Raw genomic sequence first — 19,794 nt, forward strand, 5'->3', positions numbered from 1 at the left:
TATGAAAGTAATTATAAAAAATAACGCAACAGAAGTAGCTTTTGAAGCTGCTAAAATTATTAAAGAACAAATAAATAATAAACCAAACACAAATTTATGTTTTGCGACAGGAAACTCTCCAATAGCAACATATAAAAATTTAATTGAATACTACAAAAATGGTGAATTAGACTTTTCTAAATTAACAAGTTTTAATTTAGACGAATATGTAGGTATACCGAGAGAAAGCAAATGTTCATATTACTACTTTATGCATGATGTTTTATTCAATCACATTAATATTTCAAAAGAAAATATTAATCTACCTCTAGGTAACGGAGATATAGAATTAAATGCAAAACAATACGAAGAGTTAATTAAAGAAAAAGGTGGAATTGATTTTACAATATTAGGAATAGGTACAAACGGTCATATAGCATTTAATGAACCTGGTTCAAAAATTACAGATAGGACTCGTGAAGTTAACTTAACTCAAAGTACAATCGAATCAAATCAAAAGTACTTTGATAAAAAAGAAGACGTTCCTCAAACTGCAATTTCAATGGGAATAGGTACAATTTTAGAATCTAAAAAAATAATTTTACTTGCTGATGGCGAACATAAAGCAGATGCTATATTTAAAATGATTCAAGGACCTATAACAGAAGATGTACCAGCTAGCTTTTTACAATCACACAATGATGTAACAGTAATAATTGATAAAAACGCAGCAAAACTTTTAAAATAAAACCAAAGGCGAACTTTTAGTTCGTTTTTTTATATATAATTTACATATGAGCAATTTTAAATTAGAAACAAAAATGATACCGTCTGGAAGTCAACCTGAAGCAATAAATTTTATAGTTGATAAAATCAAAAACAATGAAAAGAATATTGTATTAAATGGTGTTACTGGGTCGGGAAAAACTTTTACCATTGCTAATGTCATAAGCAGAATTAATAAACCCGTAATTTTAATATCACACAATAAAACTTTGGCTAGTCAATTATATTCAGAGTTAAAATCTTTTTTTCCTAATAATGCTGTAGAATATTATATTTCGTATTTTGATTATTTTAGGCCTGAAGCTTATAAACCAGACACCGATACCTACATAGAAAAAGAATCACAAACAAACGAACAAATAGAAATAATGCGTTTAAGCACCATAAATTCACTTTTAAATAGAAAAGATGTAATTGTGGTTGCGAGTGTTAGTGCAATTTATGGTGCATTAAACCCTGAAATCTACAAAAAAAGTTTTTATAGATTTTTTAAAGGTCAAAATATAGAATTAAAAACATTCATAAGAGACTTAACAAAAGTAAAATACCAAAGAAATGATTTAGCACCGAAAAATGGTAATTTTGCAGTAAAAGGTGACAATGTATTTATTTATCCTTCTGACAAAGAAAATGAAGCGATACGTGTTTCTTTTTTTGGTGATGAAATTGAAGAAATTGCAAATGTTGATCCTCTTAACAAAAACTTAATTAAGAAACATATAGCTTATATTCTTTCTCCAGGAGATGAATATGCCGTTGACAATAATGTTTACGATATAATAATCCCAAAAATAAAGAAAGAATTGAAAGAACAATTAAATTATTTTAATAGTAAAAATAAAATTTTAGAAGCGCAAAGATTAAGTCAAAGAATAACTTCAGATATTGATGAAATGGAAGAATTCGGAATGTGTAAAGGCATCGAAAATTATTCAATGTACCTTGATGGCCGTGAAATAGGGCAAAGACCATACACTTTATTAGACTATTTACCAAAAGACTCTTTAATGATAATAGATGAATCGCACCTTACTGTGCCACAAATGGGTGGTATGTACAAAGGTGATCAAGCAAGAAAAGACAATTTGGTTAACTACGGTTTTAGATTACCTTCCGCTAAAGAAAATAGACCCCTTAGTTATGATGAAGTTGTTGAAAATTTTGACTTTACCAAAATATTTATTTCAGCTACACCTAGCGAATATGAAATGAATATTTCAAAAAATAATATTGCTAAAATGTATGTTAGACCAACAGGATTGCTTGATCCTAAAATTAGTATTAAACCAACTTTAAATCAAGTTGATGATATTTATGACACAATAATAAAAGAAAGAGAGAGTGATGGTAGAACTATTGTGCTTACAACATCGAAAGAAAGTGCGGAAAAGTTAAATGAATACTTGATTAATTTAGGAATAAAAAGTTGATATGTGCATTCTGAACACAATACATTTGAAAGAAATGAAATTATAAGAAAATTTAGGCTTGGAGACTACGAAACAATTGTTGGTATAAATTTATTAAGAGAAGGGATAGATATACCTGAACTTACAAAAGTATTAATTTTAGAAGCTGACGCACAAGGTTTCATGCGTAGTGCTACTAGCTTAAAGCAAATAGTTGGTAGAGCATCTAGAAACGCCAAAGGTGAGGCAATATTTTATGCAGATAAAATTTCTCAAGCAATGAAAGAATGTATAGAAGATAATATAGAAAAAAGAAAAATACAAGAGGAATATAACCGAAAACATAATATAATTCCAAAAACTATTTTAAAAGAAATACCCGAATCTATTTATGGTGACGGCACAAACAATTCATTAGATTTAATTTTAAATAGAAAATCTAAATTTAAGAAAAAAGAGATAGTCAACATAATAGAAGAATTAACTAAAAAAATGGAAGAAGCTTCAAAACAAAGAGATTATGAAAAAGCAATCGAACTTAGAGATATGATTTATGAATTAAAAAGAGATAAAAAGTAATATTTTATATCTCTAGCTTAAAAACTCATTTTTTATTATGATATAATTAATACAATAGTTTTAAAACAAAAACATATATATAAATTCAATATTTTTAAATAATAATTTTATTAAAATAATTAATTTAAAGTTAAAAACAGGAGGTTATAAATGGCAAAATTTATTGATGAAGTTACGGTTAAACTAAAAGCCGGAAAGGGTGGAGATGGTATGATCTCATTCCGTAGAGAAGCTCACGTTGATAAAGGTGGTCCAGACGGCGGAGATGGTGGTCGAGGTGGACACATTTATTTTATTGGAGATTCTGGAAAAAATACATTACTAAGTTTTTATAGTAATAAAATAATTCAAGCCGAAGACGGAGTAAAAGGTGGTCCAAAAAATTTATACGGAGCAAACGCAAAAGATACATATATTAAAGTCCCTGTTGGAACATTAGTTTATAAAAATGATAAACAAATTGCAGACATAATAGAACCTAATACACCATACCTTATTGCCTCCGGAGGTAAAGGTGGTCGTGGTAATAATAAATTTAAAACACCAAAAAACACCGCACCAAGAATAAGCGAAAACGGTATGCCTGGAGAAAGTTTTGAAGCAAAAATAGTTTTAAAAATACTTTCTGATGTAGGTATTGTTGGTAAACCATCTGCTGGTAAATCTACTTTATTAAGTGCTATTTCCAATGCTAAAGCAAAAGCAGCAGAATACGAATTCACAACATTAGTACCACAACTAGGTATGGTTGAATTTTTCGATAATTCATATACTGTTGCAGATTTACCAGGATTAATAAAAGGAGCTTCCTTAGGCAAAGGTTTAGGGACACAATTCTTAAAACATATTGAGCGTTGCAAAGTTATTGCACATATTATTGACTTTGGTTCTGAAGAAAAAAATCCAATCGAAGATTTCGAAATAATAAACAATGAATTAAAATCATATAATTTAAAATTAGAAAATAAATCTCAATTAGTTGTTGCTAATAAAAGTGATTTACCAAATTTTGAAAAAAATATATCTAAATTTAAGGAAAAATATCCATTAATTCCAATCGTTAAAATTTCTGCTATTTTTAGAGAAAATTTAAACGAATTAAAAGGTAAATTATGAGATCTAATTAAAAACTTTGATTACTCAACAATAGATGAAGAAGATGAGGAAGAGTACAAAGTAATCGAATTTGAGCCAGATTTTATAGTAAAACAGGAATATAGAGGTTACTTTAACGTTAGCGGAAAAAAAGTTGAAGAATTATATTATAGAACCCCGATTAATACTTACGATAACTTAGTTAGATTTAATAATATATTGAAAAAAATTGGTGTCTGAGACGAATTAATTAAGCAAAACATCCAAAAAGGAGATACAGTATCTATTTTTGGATTTGAATTTGAATGAGATGATGAGGAATAAATTTCATATTTTTTAAAAATAATGTTATAATTACGATATATTTATAAAAAATAATAAGGACATATTATGAAAAAATTTTCTGTAGAAAAAATTAAGCTATTTTGACCAGCAATCATTGGTCTAATAACAGGTATAGGTATTACTATTATATTAGCTTTAATATTTAACCACATTTAATTTTAAAAATTGCAATTGTGAAAATTGCAATTTTTAAATATAAAATTTTATAAAAAAATAGGTATTAAACCTATTTTTCTATTTTAATCTTTACACTTGGTCCCATTGATGCTGAAACTGTTAAATTCAACATATATGTACCTTTAACAGCAGCTGGCTTAAGTTTTTTGATTAAAGAAATAAGAGTTTTAGCATTTTCAACTAGTTTTTCAGTATCCATACTTGATTTACCAATTAATGAATGTACGATTCCAGCTTTATCTGTACGATAGTTAGCTTTACCTTTTTTAAGTTCTTCAACAGCTTTTTCTGGAGTTGGAGTAACAGTTCCTGTTTTAGGGTTTGGCATTAAACCTTTAGGACCTAAAACTTTACCGTATTTTCCTAATAAAGGCATCATTGTTGGATCTGCAACCATAACATCAAAATTAAAGTCATTTTCTTTAATTTTTTGTTCAAGCGCCGGACCATCTAATACAAAGTCGGCACCAGCTTCTTTAGCTAGTTTTTGTTTTTCTACATTATTTGTTGCTACTAATACAGTAATTGATTTACCTGTACCATGTGGAAGTAATACTGCACCACGTAATTGTTGGTCGGCTTTACGAACGTCTAAGTTTAAATTAAAAGCTAAGTCAATTGAAGCGTCAAATTTTGCATATGAAGTTTTTTTAGCTAATTCAATAGCCTCTTCTAATTCGTAAGCAATAGTTCTATCAAATGATTCACGAGCGTTTTTAAGGTTTTTTGATAATCTTTTAGCCATAATTATTTTGCTCCTTCTTCTATATTTTCAGATTCTTCATCTGAAATTGTTTTAACTTCAATTGATTGTCCTTTTGTTTCAGCTAAATTAGCTAAATCTGCTTCTAATTCTGCTTCTTTTAATTGTGCTAATTTTTCGGCTTTAGCAGCGGCTTTAGCAGCGGCTTTAGCAGCGGCTTTAGCTTTAAAAATGTCATCGTATCCTTCAACTAAAACACCCATTTGTTTAGCTGTACCAGCAATTGTAGCCATAGCGGCGTCAATATCATTTGTGTTTAAATCAGGTAATTTATATTCAGCAATTTCTCTTAATTGGTCTTTTGAAATTGTTGCAACAATTGTAGTTTTAGAATTTTTTGATCCAGATTGTAAGTTTGCAGCTTGTTTAATTTTGTATGATGCTGGAGATGTGAATAATTGGAATTCAAATGTTTTATCTTTGTAAACGATAATTTTTACTGGAACTGGTTCGTCACCTCTATCTCTAGTCGCGTCATTAAATGCTCTTGTAAATTCTGGCATGTTAACACCAACACCAGCTAAAGCTGGACCTGGTTTAGCTTTACCAGCAGGGAATTGCAATTTAGCAATTCTTTGAATTTCTTTTTTTGCCATATTTATGTATCCTTTCGATATTGTGGTCCAACGATATTTTAATTAAAAATATCTCCCACTTTGGCAATATTCCTATATTGCTTTAATATTATATAATAATCTATTTTTTTTAATAATTTTCTTTCAATTCTTTTATCCCTTTAATATAAGGGAATAATTTTTTTCATGTCATTTTATAGGCAAAATAAAAAAGAAAACTAAAAAAATGAGGCATTTTAAATTGCCTCTTTCTTTAGTTTTCTTCTTTTTGTTCCATATCAGGAAGCAATGAATTTCATTCTTTTATTTGATTGTTAATTTCTTTAAAAATTATTTTCTTTTGATCAATAACTGATGATAAGTAAGAAAAAATAATATCACTAATTAAGAATGCTGAAATTTTTGATCCAATATGACTAATACGATAATTTTGCTCAATACTTTCTAAAAGAAGTATATTTTTACAATTTTCGGGTTTTATTTTTGTATTTTTAGTTCAAATTGAATAAGTAACGTTGTTTTTTATTAAAAAGTTAATAATATTTTTAACTTCTAATGTTTTTCCACTTTTTGAAATTATTGTTACATGAGTTTTCTTGTAAGATGTTATTAAACTCGAGTAACCAAAAAATGAGTGTATGTTATCCACAAATATAGTATTAAAACCAATTTTTCTAATACTTCACGAAAAATAACGTCCCACCATTCCAGATTCTCCGATTGCGAAAATGACATTAACCTTATTTTCTCTTATTGTATTGATATATCCCATTAAATCATTACTGTCTATAAATCTTTCAACAGTTTTTTGTACCGAATATATATAATGGGTTTTTATGTTGTTGGAAACTTGATTGATAGAATTAATATTTGAATTATCTATATTATCATCATAAGTATCTTGTTTTAATTGCAATCTTTTAGAAACATATATTTTAAAATCAGAATAACTTTTAAAACCTAACCCTTTTGCAAATCTAGAAATTGTTGATTGAGATAAATCTAAATGTTCTGCCAATTCAGAAGAATTCATTTTTAAAAAATCATCTGTTTTGTTTTCAATAAAATTTCTAATTTTATTTATTGTGTCAATAGAAACCTTGTCAATTTTCTCCTTGTCAAGATTTTGTAAATCAATAATATTAATTTTCATACTTAACCTCTATTAAAAGAAATTATTTTTCTTTTCCTCCGGTTTTGATAATACATAGTAACCATCTTCTGTTACTAATACATCATCCTCATTTCTTGCTCCACCAAGACCTTCGATATAAATACCTGGTTCTACAGTTAAAACCATACCAGGTTCTAAAATAACATCACTAGATGAAGAAACATTTGGAAATTCATGCACATCAATACCGAGACCATGCCCAGTAGAATGAACAAAATATTTACCATATCCTTTTGATTCAATATATTCACGGCAAACTCTATCAATTTCTGAAGCTTTAATACCTGGACGAACTATTTTACGCCCTTCTGCGGCCGATTCTTCAACTATCTTTAAAATTTTTAATAACTCAGGGTTTGTTTTTTTAGGGTCACCTACTACAAAAGTTCTTGTTATATCGGCTGTATAACCTTTATATCTTGCGGCAAAATCAACTTTTAACAAATGATTTTCAATTAATAAATTATTCTCACTTGGATGATGATGAGGTTCAGAAGCATATTGTGCAGCAGCAACTATTTCATCAAAACCCTCCTTTTCGGCACCGTTCATTTTTAGTAAATAATTTAATTTGGCCGCAACTTCTTTTTCATTCATACCAGGTTTAATTCATTCTTTTAATTGTTCGAGTGATTTTAACGAAATATTAACAGCCTCTTGTAAATATTTTAATTCTTCTTTTGATTTTAAAATTCTTAATTCTTGAGCACTTACTCATACTACATCTTTAGAGGTTAAATTTGTTAATGACAAAATGTAATTTTCAACATCTTTAATTAAGTAATCTTTCTCTAAGGCTATTTTTTTAAATTTCTTTTCTTCAAAGAATTTCTTTATTGAGCTTCCTTCTTTTGTTCTTTGTAATAATTGAACATCAACATTTTTAGCATTTGCTCTAACGTATTCGATATATCTACCATCAACAAAAAGTGTTGCTTTATTTCTTTCTATTATAATAAAACCATCAGTTGTTTGAACTCCAGCATATCACAATCTTGTTTGGGGAGCTTCAGATATAAGAGCATCAACTTCAGGGTTGTTGTTAAAAAAAATATCAAGTTTTGTTCTATTCATTTTTACCTTCCTTTATTATATAAATTATATATGTTAAATAAAAAAATAATAAAAAAGATGCTAAAAGCATCAAAAATATTATTATTTCTTTTCTCTGTGAGCTGTATGTGCACCACATTTTGCACAAAATTTATTTAGTTCAATTTTTTCAGGGTGAGTTTTTTTGTTTTTCTTAGAAATGTAGTTTTCCATTTTACATACTGTACAAACTAATGTATAACCTTCTCTTGCCATAATATGCTCCTTTACATGTTTTATTTAAATATTGTATAAATAGTATTTATATTATAATTTAATTTTATTTTTTTAAAAATTTTTTTTTAATTTTGGTTTTTTAAAAAATAAATAATTTATTTTCGAATTAACATTTCAATTTCTTGATCATAAATTGGTCCATCTTCTGGTACGGGTGTTTCTAAAATAATAGGAATGTTATCAAAATCTGGATCATGAACAAATTTTCTTAATGTTTCTAATCCGATTGTACCGCGGCCAATATTTGCATGCCTATCCTTATGTGAAAAAACTTCGTTCTTAGAATCATTTAAATGTATAACTTTAACATGTTTTAATATATCTCATCTTATTAATTCCTCTTTAAACTCATCATAACTTTGCAAATCATATCCAGAATCTCACATATGGCATGTATCTAAACAAATTTTAAGACGTTCAGAATTAACAAAATCTATTAAGAATTTTAATTGTTCAAAATTTGTTCCAATTTCAGTTCCTTTACCACTCATAGTCTCAATACATATGACAACATCTGAAGTATTTTCGATTACATATGTTAAGGTCTGAACTAATTCATCCAATGCTTCTTGTTCGCTATAAATAGTATATGCCCCAGGATGTAAAACTAAATATTTTAAACCTAAGTAATTCATTCTCTTGATTTCTTCAATTAAAAATTCTTTTGCAAAACTAGATTTTTCTAAAGATGCGGGATTTATAATGTAAGGAGCATGAACTATGATGTCTTCTTTAGGTATAAAATTTTGAAATCTAGCTTCATACTCCTCAAGATTAAACTTTTCAACACTAACTCTTTTAGTATTTTGTGGGGCACCTAAATAAATCATCATTGTATTTGCATTATTATTCATAGATTCCTTAACGGAATCAACCAAATAACCAGGACTCTTAAAAGATATATGTGAACCTAATTTAATCATTTTTTACTTCCTTTTCATTATTTAACTTTGACTTCTCTTTCTTTTGTTTTTTTAAATGCTCTTGCATTTCATTTAAAAACGAACCGGCGATAATACCAGATGGAATTGCAATTATCGCTAAAGCAACTAACGCATTTACTGAAACTATTATTTTTGTTATTGGAGAATGTGGTAGTAAATCTCCATAACCAATTGTTGTTAACGTAATAGTTGCAAAATATATTGCATCTAAAAATGTAATTACATAACCCGATTTTAATTGGTCGTAATTTGGGAAAATGGCATCATAAATAGCTATTTTATCTTGATCATAATATAAATGTTCTTTTAAATAAAGTTCTTTATTATTAGATTCTTGTGCCTCAAGATAAATTTTTCATGAATCTTCCCTTGGTTTTATTTTATTGGACAATAAAAAGTTATTTCTTTGTTCCTCTAAATAAGATGTTTCGTTACTTCAAATGATAATGGCAAAAATAAATATTAACAATATAGCTAAAAGTAAAACATATGTTAAAACTTTTTTTTGCTTTTTGAATGCGGCAGCAATTATTGCAAAAGGAGTAAAAATTGTTAAAATTCAAAAAAGTCTTGCAAATCTAAAAAAATTAAGTAACTTAAAGAATTCGAAAGCTTTTTGCGAAGTAGAATCTACCTCTATAAAATATTCAATAATATGTAACGAAGACAAAATGGATAGCAATATTACAATACCTTTAATTGAAAAAATAAACTTATATGAGCTCTCATACAACATAGTATGATTATCTATTTTTTTATATGTTCTATACGTCAATAAATGTAGTATATAATCAACAATAAAAAAGAAAAAAGTAAAAATTTGTAGTATTGTAATAAAATTTTTCCAGCCTTGCCCAAATATTTTAGCAGTTGTAGCAATCGACAAAACAGATACTAAAGAAGCTAAAATAACCAATAATATATAAACAAATTTGAATAATTTAGACTGAGTTTTATAAATGTTATTTTTATTTTTCATATCATCATTAAAGTTTCAAACTATTGGCGTTAAAAATTCAAAAATCATTTTATAATTTCTTTTCTTCATTTTTCTCCTTTTAATTAAAAAAGATAAACCAAAAAGATTTATCTTTTTGCGGTTTCGATAATTTCAATTGGTATAGTTTTTGTTATTATTTCATTATTTATTTTATGTTTAGTAATCATATCTTCAATCCTAAAGCCTAAATTTGGATAATCAATAAAAATTTTAGCTACATATTTTTTAATATTATCATATATGGATTGATAACCAATATCAGTGTAATTATATTCTTTAGTACCTAGTGCTTGAGCTAAAGCTACATAAGTTTCGTGAGTCGAACAAACAACATTATGAATATTGTATTGTCTTAAAAACTTAGAAATTTGAGCAATATCTTCTAGAGTTTTTTTAGAACTAAAACTATATTCATAATAATCATAATTATTATCAACGCATGCACGCTCGAAACCTTGGTATCTTTCGGTTTTTTGAGTATTCGAAAGTCTACCATCACTTATGAATGCAACTTTTTTACTTATTAACGATCCATCTTCGTTTCTATTGGCTGATGAATTCAGTAATTTTTCAGTTAATGTGTAAAAACCTTTCGTAATATCGACTTTTATTGAGTTAATTCCGTTAACTTGATGTTCGTATAATATTACTGTAATGTCCTCTAAACCCTTTAAAAAATCAAATAATTCTTTGTAGTATTGAGGAACAAAAACGACAATTGCAGATGGTTTCCACGAAAAAGCGTATCTAATTGCATCAATATATTCTTTAGTAGAATTACCAGCATAAGTTGTATTAACCCTTCTTCCTTTACGAGCACAAGCTATTGTTATCCCACTCACAATTGAAGAATAAAGATTTTGAGCTCATATGGGCATAATAATAAAAACTGAATTATCTCTACCTCTTACTATTCTTGCTCCAGTATTAGGATAAAAATTATTATTTTCTATTGCCTCAGTGATTTTAGCTCTAGCTTTTTTTGAAACATAACCATCATTATAAAATCTTGAAACTGTAGAAACCGAAACATTTGCTTGTTCAGCAATATCTTTGTACGAAATTTTTTTCTTCATAAAATTATTATATATTAAAAAACAACTATTTTTAACATTTTAACAAATTAAGATATTGAAAATAATAATTAAAAGTGATTATCATAATTGGTTTTGAATTGAAAATAAAAGATTAAAAAACACCTTTAACAAGTGTTTTTTAATCTTTTATGTTCTAATTTAATTATTAATTTGAAAGGAGGGCTAATGTCTCAAGAAGTGATCTTTAAAAGGATCTCACACTTACCTTACGTAAGAATCAATAATATTATAACATAAAATAATAAAATAAAAAATAATTAACAATAAATTAATATACTGTTAACTATTTTTTATTATGATTGGTTCAATTTATTAAATTTAATAGCTCTTTGAACCGCTTTTTCTTTGGAAGCATTTTTCATTGATAAAGCTTCTAAAATTGGTATTCCAACAACGTCATTATTCAAAATTCCAACTGCCAAACCTGATTTTCCTTCAATTAAATACTCAACTGCTTTAGAACCTAATAACGTTGCTAAAACTCTTTCTTGAGCCGAAGGTCTTCCACCTCTTTGAATATGATTTAATGGGTTTATACGTGTATCTCAACCTGTTTTATCTTGTACTATTTTTTCAAGTTGTTTAATATCATAACACTTTTCAGAAACAACAATAACTAAACTTCTACGGTTAGGTTGTTTAGTCAATTGTAATGATGTATTTGCAATTTCCTCCATTGAAGGTTGAAAATCTTTAGTAGCAATAATTTCTGCACCTGTTGCAAGACCTGAGTAAAGTGCTAAATCACCACAACCATTACCCATAACTTCAACTATCATAATTCTTTTATGACTACGAGCAGTATCTCTTATTTTATCAATCGCATCAACTATTGTATTTAACGCTGTATCATAACCAATAGTAAAATCACTTGAAGCTATATCATTATCAATAGTACCTGGTAACCCAATTGTTTTAATTCCTGATTGATGTAAAAGTTGAGCTCCTTGATAACTTCCATCACCACCAATAACAACTAAAGCATCTATTCCTCTATTTTTAAGATTATTAATTGCAACTTCTCTTACTTCTGGTTTTTTAAACTCAGGAAATCTTGCTGAATAAATTGCAGTACCACCTTGATTTAAAAATAAATCTAAATCAACATTATCCGCACTAACTATATTATCGTTATATAAACCTTTATAACCTTCATAAACTAAAAACGCTTCTAAACCATTTGATTTAGCACCTTTAACCACCGCTCTAACGGCGTTATTCATACCTGGAGCATCACCACCAGATGTTAAAATAGCTATTTTTCTCATTTTATCCTCTTTTTAATTATCTATAAATATCTAATAAATTTTTTAATAAGCAAACAACAGTCATAGGCCCTACTCCACCAGGAACAGGAGATAATGCGGAAGCTTTTTTAGAAACGGACTCAGCATCCACATCACCAACTAATTTTTCAGTTAATTTAGCATCTAAATTTGTACCTACATCTATAACTATTGCACCTTCTTTTATATTTTGTTCTTTTATATATTCGGCAACACCAATTGCGACAATGACTATATCGCCGGTTTCGACTCCCTTAACACCTGTATTTTCGTTATACGTCGCTACGTCAGCGCCCATTCTTTTTATTATATGCGCAAGAGGTTTACCAACAACATGGCTTCTGCCTACTACACAAACTTTTTTATCTTTTACATCGATGTTATAATATTCCATTAATTCCAAAACTGCTCTAGCAGTAGCAGGAACAAAATGATTTTCTTCGATATCATTGTATAAAATAAATTCATTTCGACTACTTAAACCATCAACATCCTTAATTGTAGGAACAGCATCCAATATAACTTGTTGTGGAATATGATCTGGTAAAGGTAATTGAATTATTACACCAGTAGAACTTTCGTTAATTACATCTAATTTTTTAAGCAACGAATTTTGGCTTATAGTTTCAGGAAATTTATGTAAAATCCCTTTAATACCTATTTCTTCGCACTTTCTTAATTTAGCATTTACATATTTTGTAGAAGCTGGATTATCCCCTACTTGAACAATAGAAAGAACAGGTTTATCATCCGGATCTATTTTTTTTACTAATTCTTTTAGTTTTTCTGTTTCTTGTTTTGCTAATTCTTTACCACTTAATATTTTCATTTTAATTCCTCTTCGTATTTTTCTAAATTACTACGATGCATTTCTAATTTTTGTCTTTCAGCATCAACTTTTTCCTTAGGTGCACTCTCTACAAATCTCTTATTTGAAAGGATTTTTTCGGCTCTATTTATTTCGAATTTTGTTGTCTCTATTTTCTTTAATAAAGAAATTTTATTTTGATTTTTTTGATCATCAGAAACAACAATAAATAAAGATTTTCCTTTTATTGAAATTAAATAATCATTATTCTGTTTAAATGTTGAATTTGTCATTTTATTAATGATATTACGAGAATGAATATCTAATTCTATGTCTGTAAAATATTCGATAACTTCTTTTTTTGAAATATTGTATTCTTCACGATATTTACGAATTTCGTTTACAACTAAAATAACACTATCAATATACTTAGATTTGTCTTTTTTATAAAATCTAGGTCATTTATATTCTAAAATTTCACTTTTATATAATTCTGAATAAATTTTATCAGTTATAAAAGGCATAAAAGGATGGAGAATTATTAAAACTTTTTTAAATATTTCTAATGTTGTTTTTTTGTTATTGTTAACTTTAATAAATTCTAAATATCAACTACTTAAATCATTAAAAATAAATTTATAAATTTCAGAACCAATTACTGTAAAATCATATTTTTTCATTAAACGATTAATGTTTTTTGACAATACTGATAATTTATCCAATATTCATTTATCTGCATCAACCATTTCATTTGAATGATTTTCAGGCAATTCATTAATGTAATTTGCTATATTTCATAATTTATTATTTATCTTTCAAGCACTCTCGATTTTCTCATTCGAAAATTTGAGATCAAATCCAGGGGTTGAGTTAGTAATTAAAGATCAACGTAAAGCGTCTGAACCATATTTTTCGATGACTTCAATAGGGTCTATTCCATTGTTTAATGATTTAGAAAATTTTCTACCTTGAGAATCACGAACAAGCCCATGTAACATAACTTTTTTGAACGGAATTTTATCCATAAATTCAAGCCCAAAAAAGTACATACGAGCTATTCAAAAGAAAATTAAGTCAGTCCCCGCAACCATTAAATTAGTTGGATAATATCTTTTTAAAATACTATTCTTCTTAGGTCAACCCATAAATACAAATGGTGCTAATCCAGATGAGAATCAAGTATCTAAAACATCAGTTTCTCTTATTCATCCTTCTCCAGGTGACTCGATTTGAACTTTTACTTCACCATCTTTATATCAAGCAGGAATTTGATGTCCTCATCAAAGCTGTCTTGAAATAGTTCAATCATAAACTTTATCCATTCATTGCTTCATTGTTTTTTTATATTTTTTAGGTAAAAACTCGACCCCGTCTTTTGATTTTAAATCTTTTAATATCAACTCCTTAAATGAATCCATTTTTAAAAATCATTGAGGTAATATTAAAGTTTCAATAACTGTTTTAGAACGATCAGAAATTGAAATATTAGAAGTTGTTATTTCAACTTTTTCTAGCATATTATTTTTACTTAAATATTCACCAATTGCATCTCTAGCTTTAAAGCGTTCCATCTTATCAAATTGAGAATTAGGAACTTTTAAATAACCATATTTATCAATTGTTTCAATTAATTCAAAACCATGTTTTTGAATTATTTCAATGTCACTTTCTGCATGGGTTGATAATTTCATTATACCTGTTCCAAATTTTGGGTCAACATAACTATCTTCTATAATAGGTATTAAAACATTTCTAAGAGGGTGCATAACGCGTTTCCCTACTAAATTAGTAAACCTTTTATCTTTAGGATTAACAACCAATGCTACATCGCCATATAAAGTTTCGGTTCTCACAGTTGCAACTGTTAAATATTTATTAGAATTTTCTAAATAATATTTAATGTAAAACATTTTTTGTTCGGTTGGTACATTATTTATTTCGATATTAGAAACTGCGGTTTGTAATTTTATATCTCAACTCACCGCTCTTACACCTTTATAAATTAAACCTTTATTGTACAAATCTACAAAAACTTTCAATACTGCTTCATTACTATTTTCATCAAGGGTAAAACGCTCTCTAGAATAATCTAAAGCTAAACCTAGTGTTTGTCATTGATTTCTAAAATAATTCGCATACTCTTCTTTTCATTCTCAAATTTTATTTATAAATGCTTCATAACCTAAATCATGTCTAGTTTGTCCGGTTGTCTTAAATAAAATATCTTCTATTTTAGATTGAGTAGCGATACCCGCATGATCCATACCAGGTAATCATAAAACATCAAAACCTTTTAACTTTTTGAATCTAATAATTGTATCCGGAATATAAGAATCAAGAGCATGCCCAATATGTAATTTTCCTGTTACATTCGGTGGAGGTAGCAAAATTGAAAAAGGTTTCTTTTTAACATCATGTGTCATAAAAAATTTCTTATCTCTTCATTTTTTTTCAATACCCTTTTCTACTTCTTTATGATTGTAAATTTTGTCCATAAAAATCCCTTCTTTATAGTGTAATCAATAACCATTATCCTAATATTTAAATTATACATTATTTTAACTAAAAGAATAAATTCACAATACCAAACCTTATATCTTTCTTTTACCCTTTTTTAAAACTTATAATTAAAATAAAATAGTTTTTGTAAAAAAACAAACCATAATATTCAGTTTGTTTTTAATTAGTATTTTAATCTCGAATTATTTCAATAGAAATTTGATAGGTCCCAATTTCAAAATCAGAACTACTTAGAGAATATGTAAAGTTATATTTATTTTTCGAAAAGTCTTTATTCGTTCATTTTGAACTAAGAGGTAAAATCTGATTTTCAATTTCATAATCAAATTTTATTTTTTGATTATATTTTAAGAAAATAGATGCACTAGATGAAAAAATATTAATTTCATCTTCACTAATTTCGATGAGATTTTTTTCTTTGCTTTGTGGATCTATAAATTCAAATGAAGTAAACTTACCATTTACATTCAACTTACACTCTACTTCGAATTGAATTTTATTAGATTCACCATTCTGATTTATTAACGATAAAAATTTTAATTTCATTTTAATATTTATCCAATGATTTTAAAATAAATTCGTATCCAAATAAATAAATAGCTTTAGCTAACTCTGGACCATGTTCTTGAGAAGTAGAAGCTAATCTAATGGGCATAAATAATTTTTTACCCTTTACATTTAATTCTTTTTGTACATTTTGTATAACTTCTTGAATATCTTCTACAGTAAATTTACTGTCTTTTATTTTTTCGACTAACATCTTTTTAAAAGTTCTAACAACAATTAATTCTTCACTAGTGAATTCGATTTCTTTATTTGTTGGATTTTTATAAATTTCTAAATTTGAAAATAATTCCTTTATAGTAGTTGAACTTTGTTTAAAAGTATCAATAAAGAGAAATAATCATTCTTCTGAAAATAATTTTTCATTTCTAAATAATTTTATTAAATCTAGATTATTCATATTTTTTAAATATTGTTTTGAAAATCAATTCATTTTTAAAATATCAAACTTAGATGGACTCTTACTTAGTCTTTCAGGTTCAAATTTTTCTATTATTTCATCATGTGTCATTAATTCAGAACCATCTTTTGAAGTTCAACCCAATAATGTTAAAAAATTAAATATTCCATGTGGTATGTAGCCTTCTTCTTTATAATCCGAAATAAATTGTTTTAAACTAGTATCACGTTTAGAAAGTTTTTTACCTTCCATATTTGTAATAATTGTTAAATGACCAAATTCTGGTTTTTCTCATTTTAGATAATTGTATAAAACTAATTGTTTTGGAGTATTGCCAATGTGTTCTTCACCTCTTAAAACATGAGTAATTTCCATATCATGATCATCTACAACAACCGCAAAGTTATATGTTGGATATCCATCAGATTTAAATATTACCCAATCTGTTATATCGTTAGAATTAAAAGAAATTTTTCCTCTAACAATGTCGTTTCAAGATAATTCTTCGTTTTTAGGAATACTTAATCTTATAGAATATTCCCCTGATTTATCCCTTTTTTGTTTCTCTTCATCACTTAATTTTAATCAGTTTTTATTATATCTAAAGTTTGGAATACCTTTTTGATCACTTTCAAGTTTTTGTTGTTCTAATTCTTCTGTTGTATCATAAGCCTTATAGGCCACACCTAATTTAAATAAATATTCCAAAACTTCTCTATATCTATCTATTTTTTCACTTTGTCTATACTTACCATATTTTTCTATAGGATTAAGTGGCGATTCATCTGGTATTATTCCTAATCAGGCTAAATTATCTAATTGTGACTCTTCACCTCCAACCACATTTCTTTTGATATCGGTATCTTCAAGTCTAAAAATAAAATCACCTTTATAATGCTTCGCAAATAGGTAATTAAATAAAGCGGTTCTTGCACCACCTATATGTAAATAACCTGTTGGGCTTGGAGCATATCTTGTTCTTATTTTCTTCATTTTAAAAATCTCCTTTTTTTAAAAAAATAATTTTTATTTTTATAAAAAGAATATAATTAGAGTGCATCATTAGCTCAGCAGGTAGAGCAACTGGCTCTTAACCAGTGGGTCGCAGGTTCGAACCCTGTATGATGTACCATTTTTTTATACTTTTTTTAATCAAAAATGCTAGTTTTCTAGCATTTTTATTTTACTCATACTTTTCAGGATGTTCTTTTTGCATTTTTTTAATAAATTCTTTTTTGTCCATTGAACCATATTTATTCATTAAATGTACACACTCTTCGTACTCATGTAATGCTCAATTTACATTTTCAAAACCAGAGACTTTTGTAATTCCTGGTCTTTTTCAATTTTTATATGTACTAAAGAAAGTTTCAACATTTTTTAAAAAAGGTTCAGGTAAGTCTTCTAAAGTTTGAATATTATCCAAACGATAATCATCGGCATGAACTGCAATTAATTTTGTATCTGTTTCTCCATCGTCAATCATTTTCATTGCACCTATAATTCTAGCTTTTAATAAAACACCTGGTTGGAATGTTTCATCAGAATATAGTAACACATCCAATTCATCCCCGTCTCAATCTAAAGCGTTAGGTACAAAACCATAATTACATGGATAAACAAAATCTCCACGTAAAATACGGTCAACTTCTATTAAATTTGTCTTTCTGTTATATTCATATTTTATTCTTGAATTTTTTTGAATTTCAATTTTTACATCAATTATATTTTTCATTCCTATATTATACAATATTTAAAAACAATAATTACACTTTATAATAAACTTTAATTTTCTTTAATAAAATTTATTATTTCTTTTTGTAAATTTACATTTTCACTTAAATACTCTCTCATATTTTTTTTACCTTGAGCAACACTATTGCCGTCAATATAATATCATGAACCTTTTTTAGTAAATTTACCTATTTTTTCTCCAATATCTACTAATTCACTTATTTTATCAATTCCTGCATTAAAATAAAATTCTGTTTGAGCATTTTTATAAGGAGGAGCTATTTTATTTTTTACAACTTTAAGTTTTATTTCGGCACCAATAATATCTTTATTTTCGATAATAGGACTTCCTTTTCTCACTTCAACCCTTATTGATGAATAAAATTTTAAAGCTCTACCTCCAGGAGTTGTTTCTGGACTACCAAAAATAACACCCACTTTTTCTCTAATTTGATTTATAAAAATTATTGTTGTTTTATTTTTATTTGAATTCGCAGTAATTTTTCTTAGTGCTTTTGACATAAGTCTAGCTTGTGCACCAATTTGTTGGTCGCCCATTTCACCATTTAGTTCTGCTTCAGGCACTAAGGCGGCAACACTATCTACTACTATAAGATCAATTTTTCCTGATTTGACTAATATGTCAACGATATCTAAGGCTTGTTCTCCTGAATCAGGTTGAGATAAAATAAGATTTTCTATATCTACGCCAATTTTTTGTGCAAAAGATGGATCTATCGAATGCTCTGCATCAATGAACGCTGCGAGCCCACCATTTTTTTGAACTTCTGCAATAGCATGCAAAGTTAGTGTTGTTTTTCCTGAACTTTCAGGCCCATATATTTCTATAATTCTTCCTTTAGGATACCCAAAACCCCCTAATAAATCATCTAAAATATAACTTCCACTATGAAATGTTTCTAAATCAATTTCTGGAACTTCTCCTAGAAACATTATAGTCTCTTTTCCATATTTTTTTTCTATTATATTTATAATATTTTTTAATTCGTTATCATTATTCATTATTCCTCCGAATAATATTTATTAATAAAACTAAAAAAGAACTTTAAAAAAACCTTTTTTATTAAAAAGAGATAAAACGCATAAAAAAATGCCCTTCTGGGCTTATTCTTTGAAAACTGAATAGTAATTAATAATTCATTAAAATGTCTTAAATACATCTTAACTTCTAAACCTATCAATTTATTAGTAATGGTCAGCTAAATGTAT

General features: G+C 27.2%; 18 protein-coding genes and 1 tRNA gene. 4 read left to right on the forward strand and 15 right to left on the reverse strand.

What is annotated here, in order from left to right; all coding sequences use genetic code 4:
• Position 1 precedes the first annotated feature (1 nt).
• From nagB to obgE, 3 genes are all read left to right on the forward strand, one after another.
• Positions 2-727, forward strand: coding sequence for a glucosamine-6-phosphate deaminase (nagB, locus tag JXZ93_RS02940; RefSeq protein WP_205851993.1), 726 nt, complete (start codon positions 2-4; stop codon positions 725-727).
• A gap of 46 nt (positions 728-773) precedes the next feature.
• Positions 774-2,753 (forward strand): excinuclease ABC subunit UvrB, encoded by a 1,980-nt coding sequence (uvrB, locus tag JXZ93_RS02945; RefSeq protein ID WP_205852684.1) that lies wholly within the window; start codon positions 774-776, stop codon positions 2,751-2,753.
• A gap of 150 nt (positions 2,754-2,903) precedes the next feature.
• Positions 2,904-4,172, forward strand: coding sequence for a GTPase ObgE (obgE, locus tag JXZ93_RS02950; RefSeq protein WP_205851991.1), 1,269 nt, complete (start codon positions 2,904-2,906; stop codon positions 4,170-4,172).
• A gap of 247 nt (positions 4,173-4,419) precedes the next feature.
• Here obgE and rplA read toward each other — a convergent pair whose 3' ends face one another.
• From rplA to gltX, 13 genes are all read right to left on the reverse strand, one after another.
• Positions 4,420-5,103 carry a 50S ribosomal protein L1 gene (gene rplA, locus JXZ93_RS02955; protein WP_374962877.1) on the reverse strand — a complete coding sequence of 228 codons (684 nt, stop codon included), beginning with the start codon at positions 5,101-5,103 and terminating at the stop codon, positions 4,420-4,422.
• A 14-nt stretch (positions 5,104-5,117) separates the two neighbouring features.
• Positions 5,118-5,729 (reverse strand): 50S ribosomal protein L11, encoded by a 612-nt coding sequence (gene rplK, locus JXZ93_RS02960; protein ID WP_205852685.1) that lies wholly within the window; start codon positions 5,727-5,729, stop codon positions 5,118-5,120.
• Between the two features lie 232 nt (positions 5,730-5,961).
• Entirely contained in the window at positions 5,962-6,861 is a 900-nt protein-coding gene (locus tag JXZ93_RS02965) for a MurR/RpiR family transcriptional regulator (protein ID WP_205852686.1), read from the reverse strand.
• 12 nt (positions 6,862-6,873) lie between these two features.
• Positions 6,874-7,956 (reverse strand): M24 family metallopeptidase, encoded by a 1,083-nt coding sequence (locus JXZ93_RS02970; RefSeq protein ID WP_205851987.1) that lies wholly within the window; start codon positions 7,954-7,956, stop codon positions 6,874-6,876.
• Positions 7,957-8,037: 81 nt separating this feature from the next.
• Positions 8,038-8,190: a 50S ribosomal protein L33 gene (gene rpmG / locus JXZ93_RS02975; protein WP_174892645.1), complete on the reverse strand. Its 153-nt coding sequence runs from the start codon at positions 8,188-8,190 to the stop codon at positions 8,038-8,040.
• A 116-nt stretch (positions 8,191-8,306) separates the two neighbouring features.
• Positions 8,307-9,134: a deoxyribonuclease IV gene (locus JXZ93_RS02980; protein WP_205851986.1), complete on the reverse strand. Its 828-nt coding sequence runs from the start codon at positions 9,132-9,134 to the stop codon at positions 8,307-8,309.
• Positions 9,127-10,203, reverse strand: coding sequence for a potassium channel family protein (locus JXZ93_RS02985; protein ID WP_205852687.1), 1,077 nt, complete (start codon positions 10,201-10,203; stop codon positions 9,127-9,129). The genes JXZ93_RS02980 and JXZ93_RS02985 overlap by 8 nt, the downstream gene beginning before the upstream one ends.
• Positions 10,204-10,241: 38 nt before the next feature.
• On the reverse strand, positions 10,242-11,231 hold the full coding sequence (locus tag JXZ93_RS04285) for a LacI family DNA-binding transcriptional regulator (protein WP_308699353.1): 990 nt from the start codon (positions 11,229-11,231) through the stop codon (positions 10,242-10,244).
• A 314-nt stretch (positions 11,232-11,545) separates the two neighbouring features.
• Positions 11,546-12,520, reverse strand: coding sequence for a 6-phosphofructokinase (gene pfkA / locus JXZ93_RS02995; RefSeq protein ID WP_205852688.1), 975 nt, complete (start codon positions 12,518-12,520; stop codon positions 11,546-11,548).
• 16 nt (positions 12,521-12,536) lie between these two features.
• Positions 12,537-13,367 carry a bifunctional 5,10-methylenetetrahydrofolate dehydrogenase/5,10-methenyltetrahydrofolate cyclohydrolase gene (locus tag JXZ93_RS03000; protein ID WP_205851983.1) on the reverse strand — a complete coding sequence of 277 codons (831 nt, stop codon included), beginning with the start codon at positions 13,365-13,367 and terminating at the stop codon, positions 12,537-12,539.
• Positions 13,355-15,841: a valine--tRNA ligase gene (locus JXZ93_RS03005; RefSeq protein ID WP_205851982.1), complete on the reverse strand. Its 2,487-nt coding sequence runs from the start codon at positions 15,839-15,841 to the stop codon at positions 13,355-13,357. The genes JXZ93_RS03000 and JXZ93_RS03005 overlap by 13 nt, the downstream gene beginning before the upstream one ends.
• 196 nt (positions 15,842-16,037) lie before the next feature.
• A complete protein-coding gene (locus JXZ93_RS03010; protein ID WP_205851981.1) occupies positions 16,038-16,412 on the reverse strand; it encodes a hypothetical protein in 375 nt (124 codons plus the stop codon).
• A 1-nt stretch (position 16,413) separates the two neighbouring features.
• Complete coding sequence (gene gltX / locus JXZ93_RS03015; protein WP_205851980.1) at positions 16,414-17,823, reverse strand: glutamate--tRNA ligase; 1,410 nt, start codon at positions 17,821-17,823, stop codon at positions 16,414-16,416.
• Positions 17,824-17,886: 63 nt separating this feature from the next.
• Between gltX and JXZ93_RS03020 the strand changes: the two genes are divergently transcribed.
• A tRNA-Lys gene (locus JXZ93_RS03020) sits at positions 17,887-17,962 on the forward strand.
• Positions 17,963-18,013: 51 nt separating this feature from the next.
• Here JXZ93_RS03020 and JXZ93_RS03025 read toward each other — a convergent pair.
• Entirely contained in the window at positions 18,014-18,565 is a 552-nt protein-coding gene (locus JXZ93_RS03025) for an inorganic diphosphatase (RefSeq protein WP_205852689.1), read from the reverse strand.
• A 50-nt stretch (positions 18,566-18,615) separates the two neighbouring features.
• Positions 18,616-19,587 (reverse strand): recombinase RecA, encoded by a 972-nt coding sequence (gene recA, locus JXZ93_RS03030; RefSeq protein ID WP_205851978.1) that lies wholly within the window; start codon positions 19,585-19,587, stop codon positions 18,616-18,618.
• Positions 19,588-19,794: the final 207 nt, after the last annotated feature.

Origin of the sequence: Mycoplasma sp. CSL10166, from assembly GCF_017116885.1 — a bacterium.
In the GTDB taxonomy this organism is placed as follows: Bacteria; Bacillota_I; Bacilli_A; order Mycoplasmatales; family Metamycoplasmataceae; genus Mycoplasmopsis.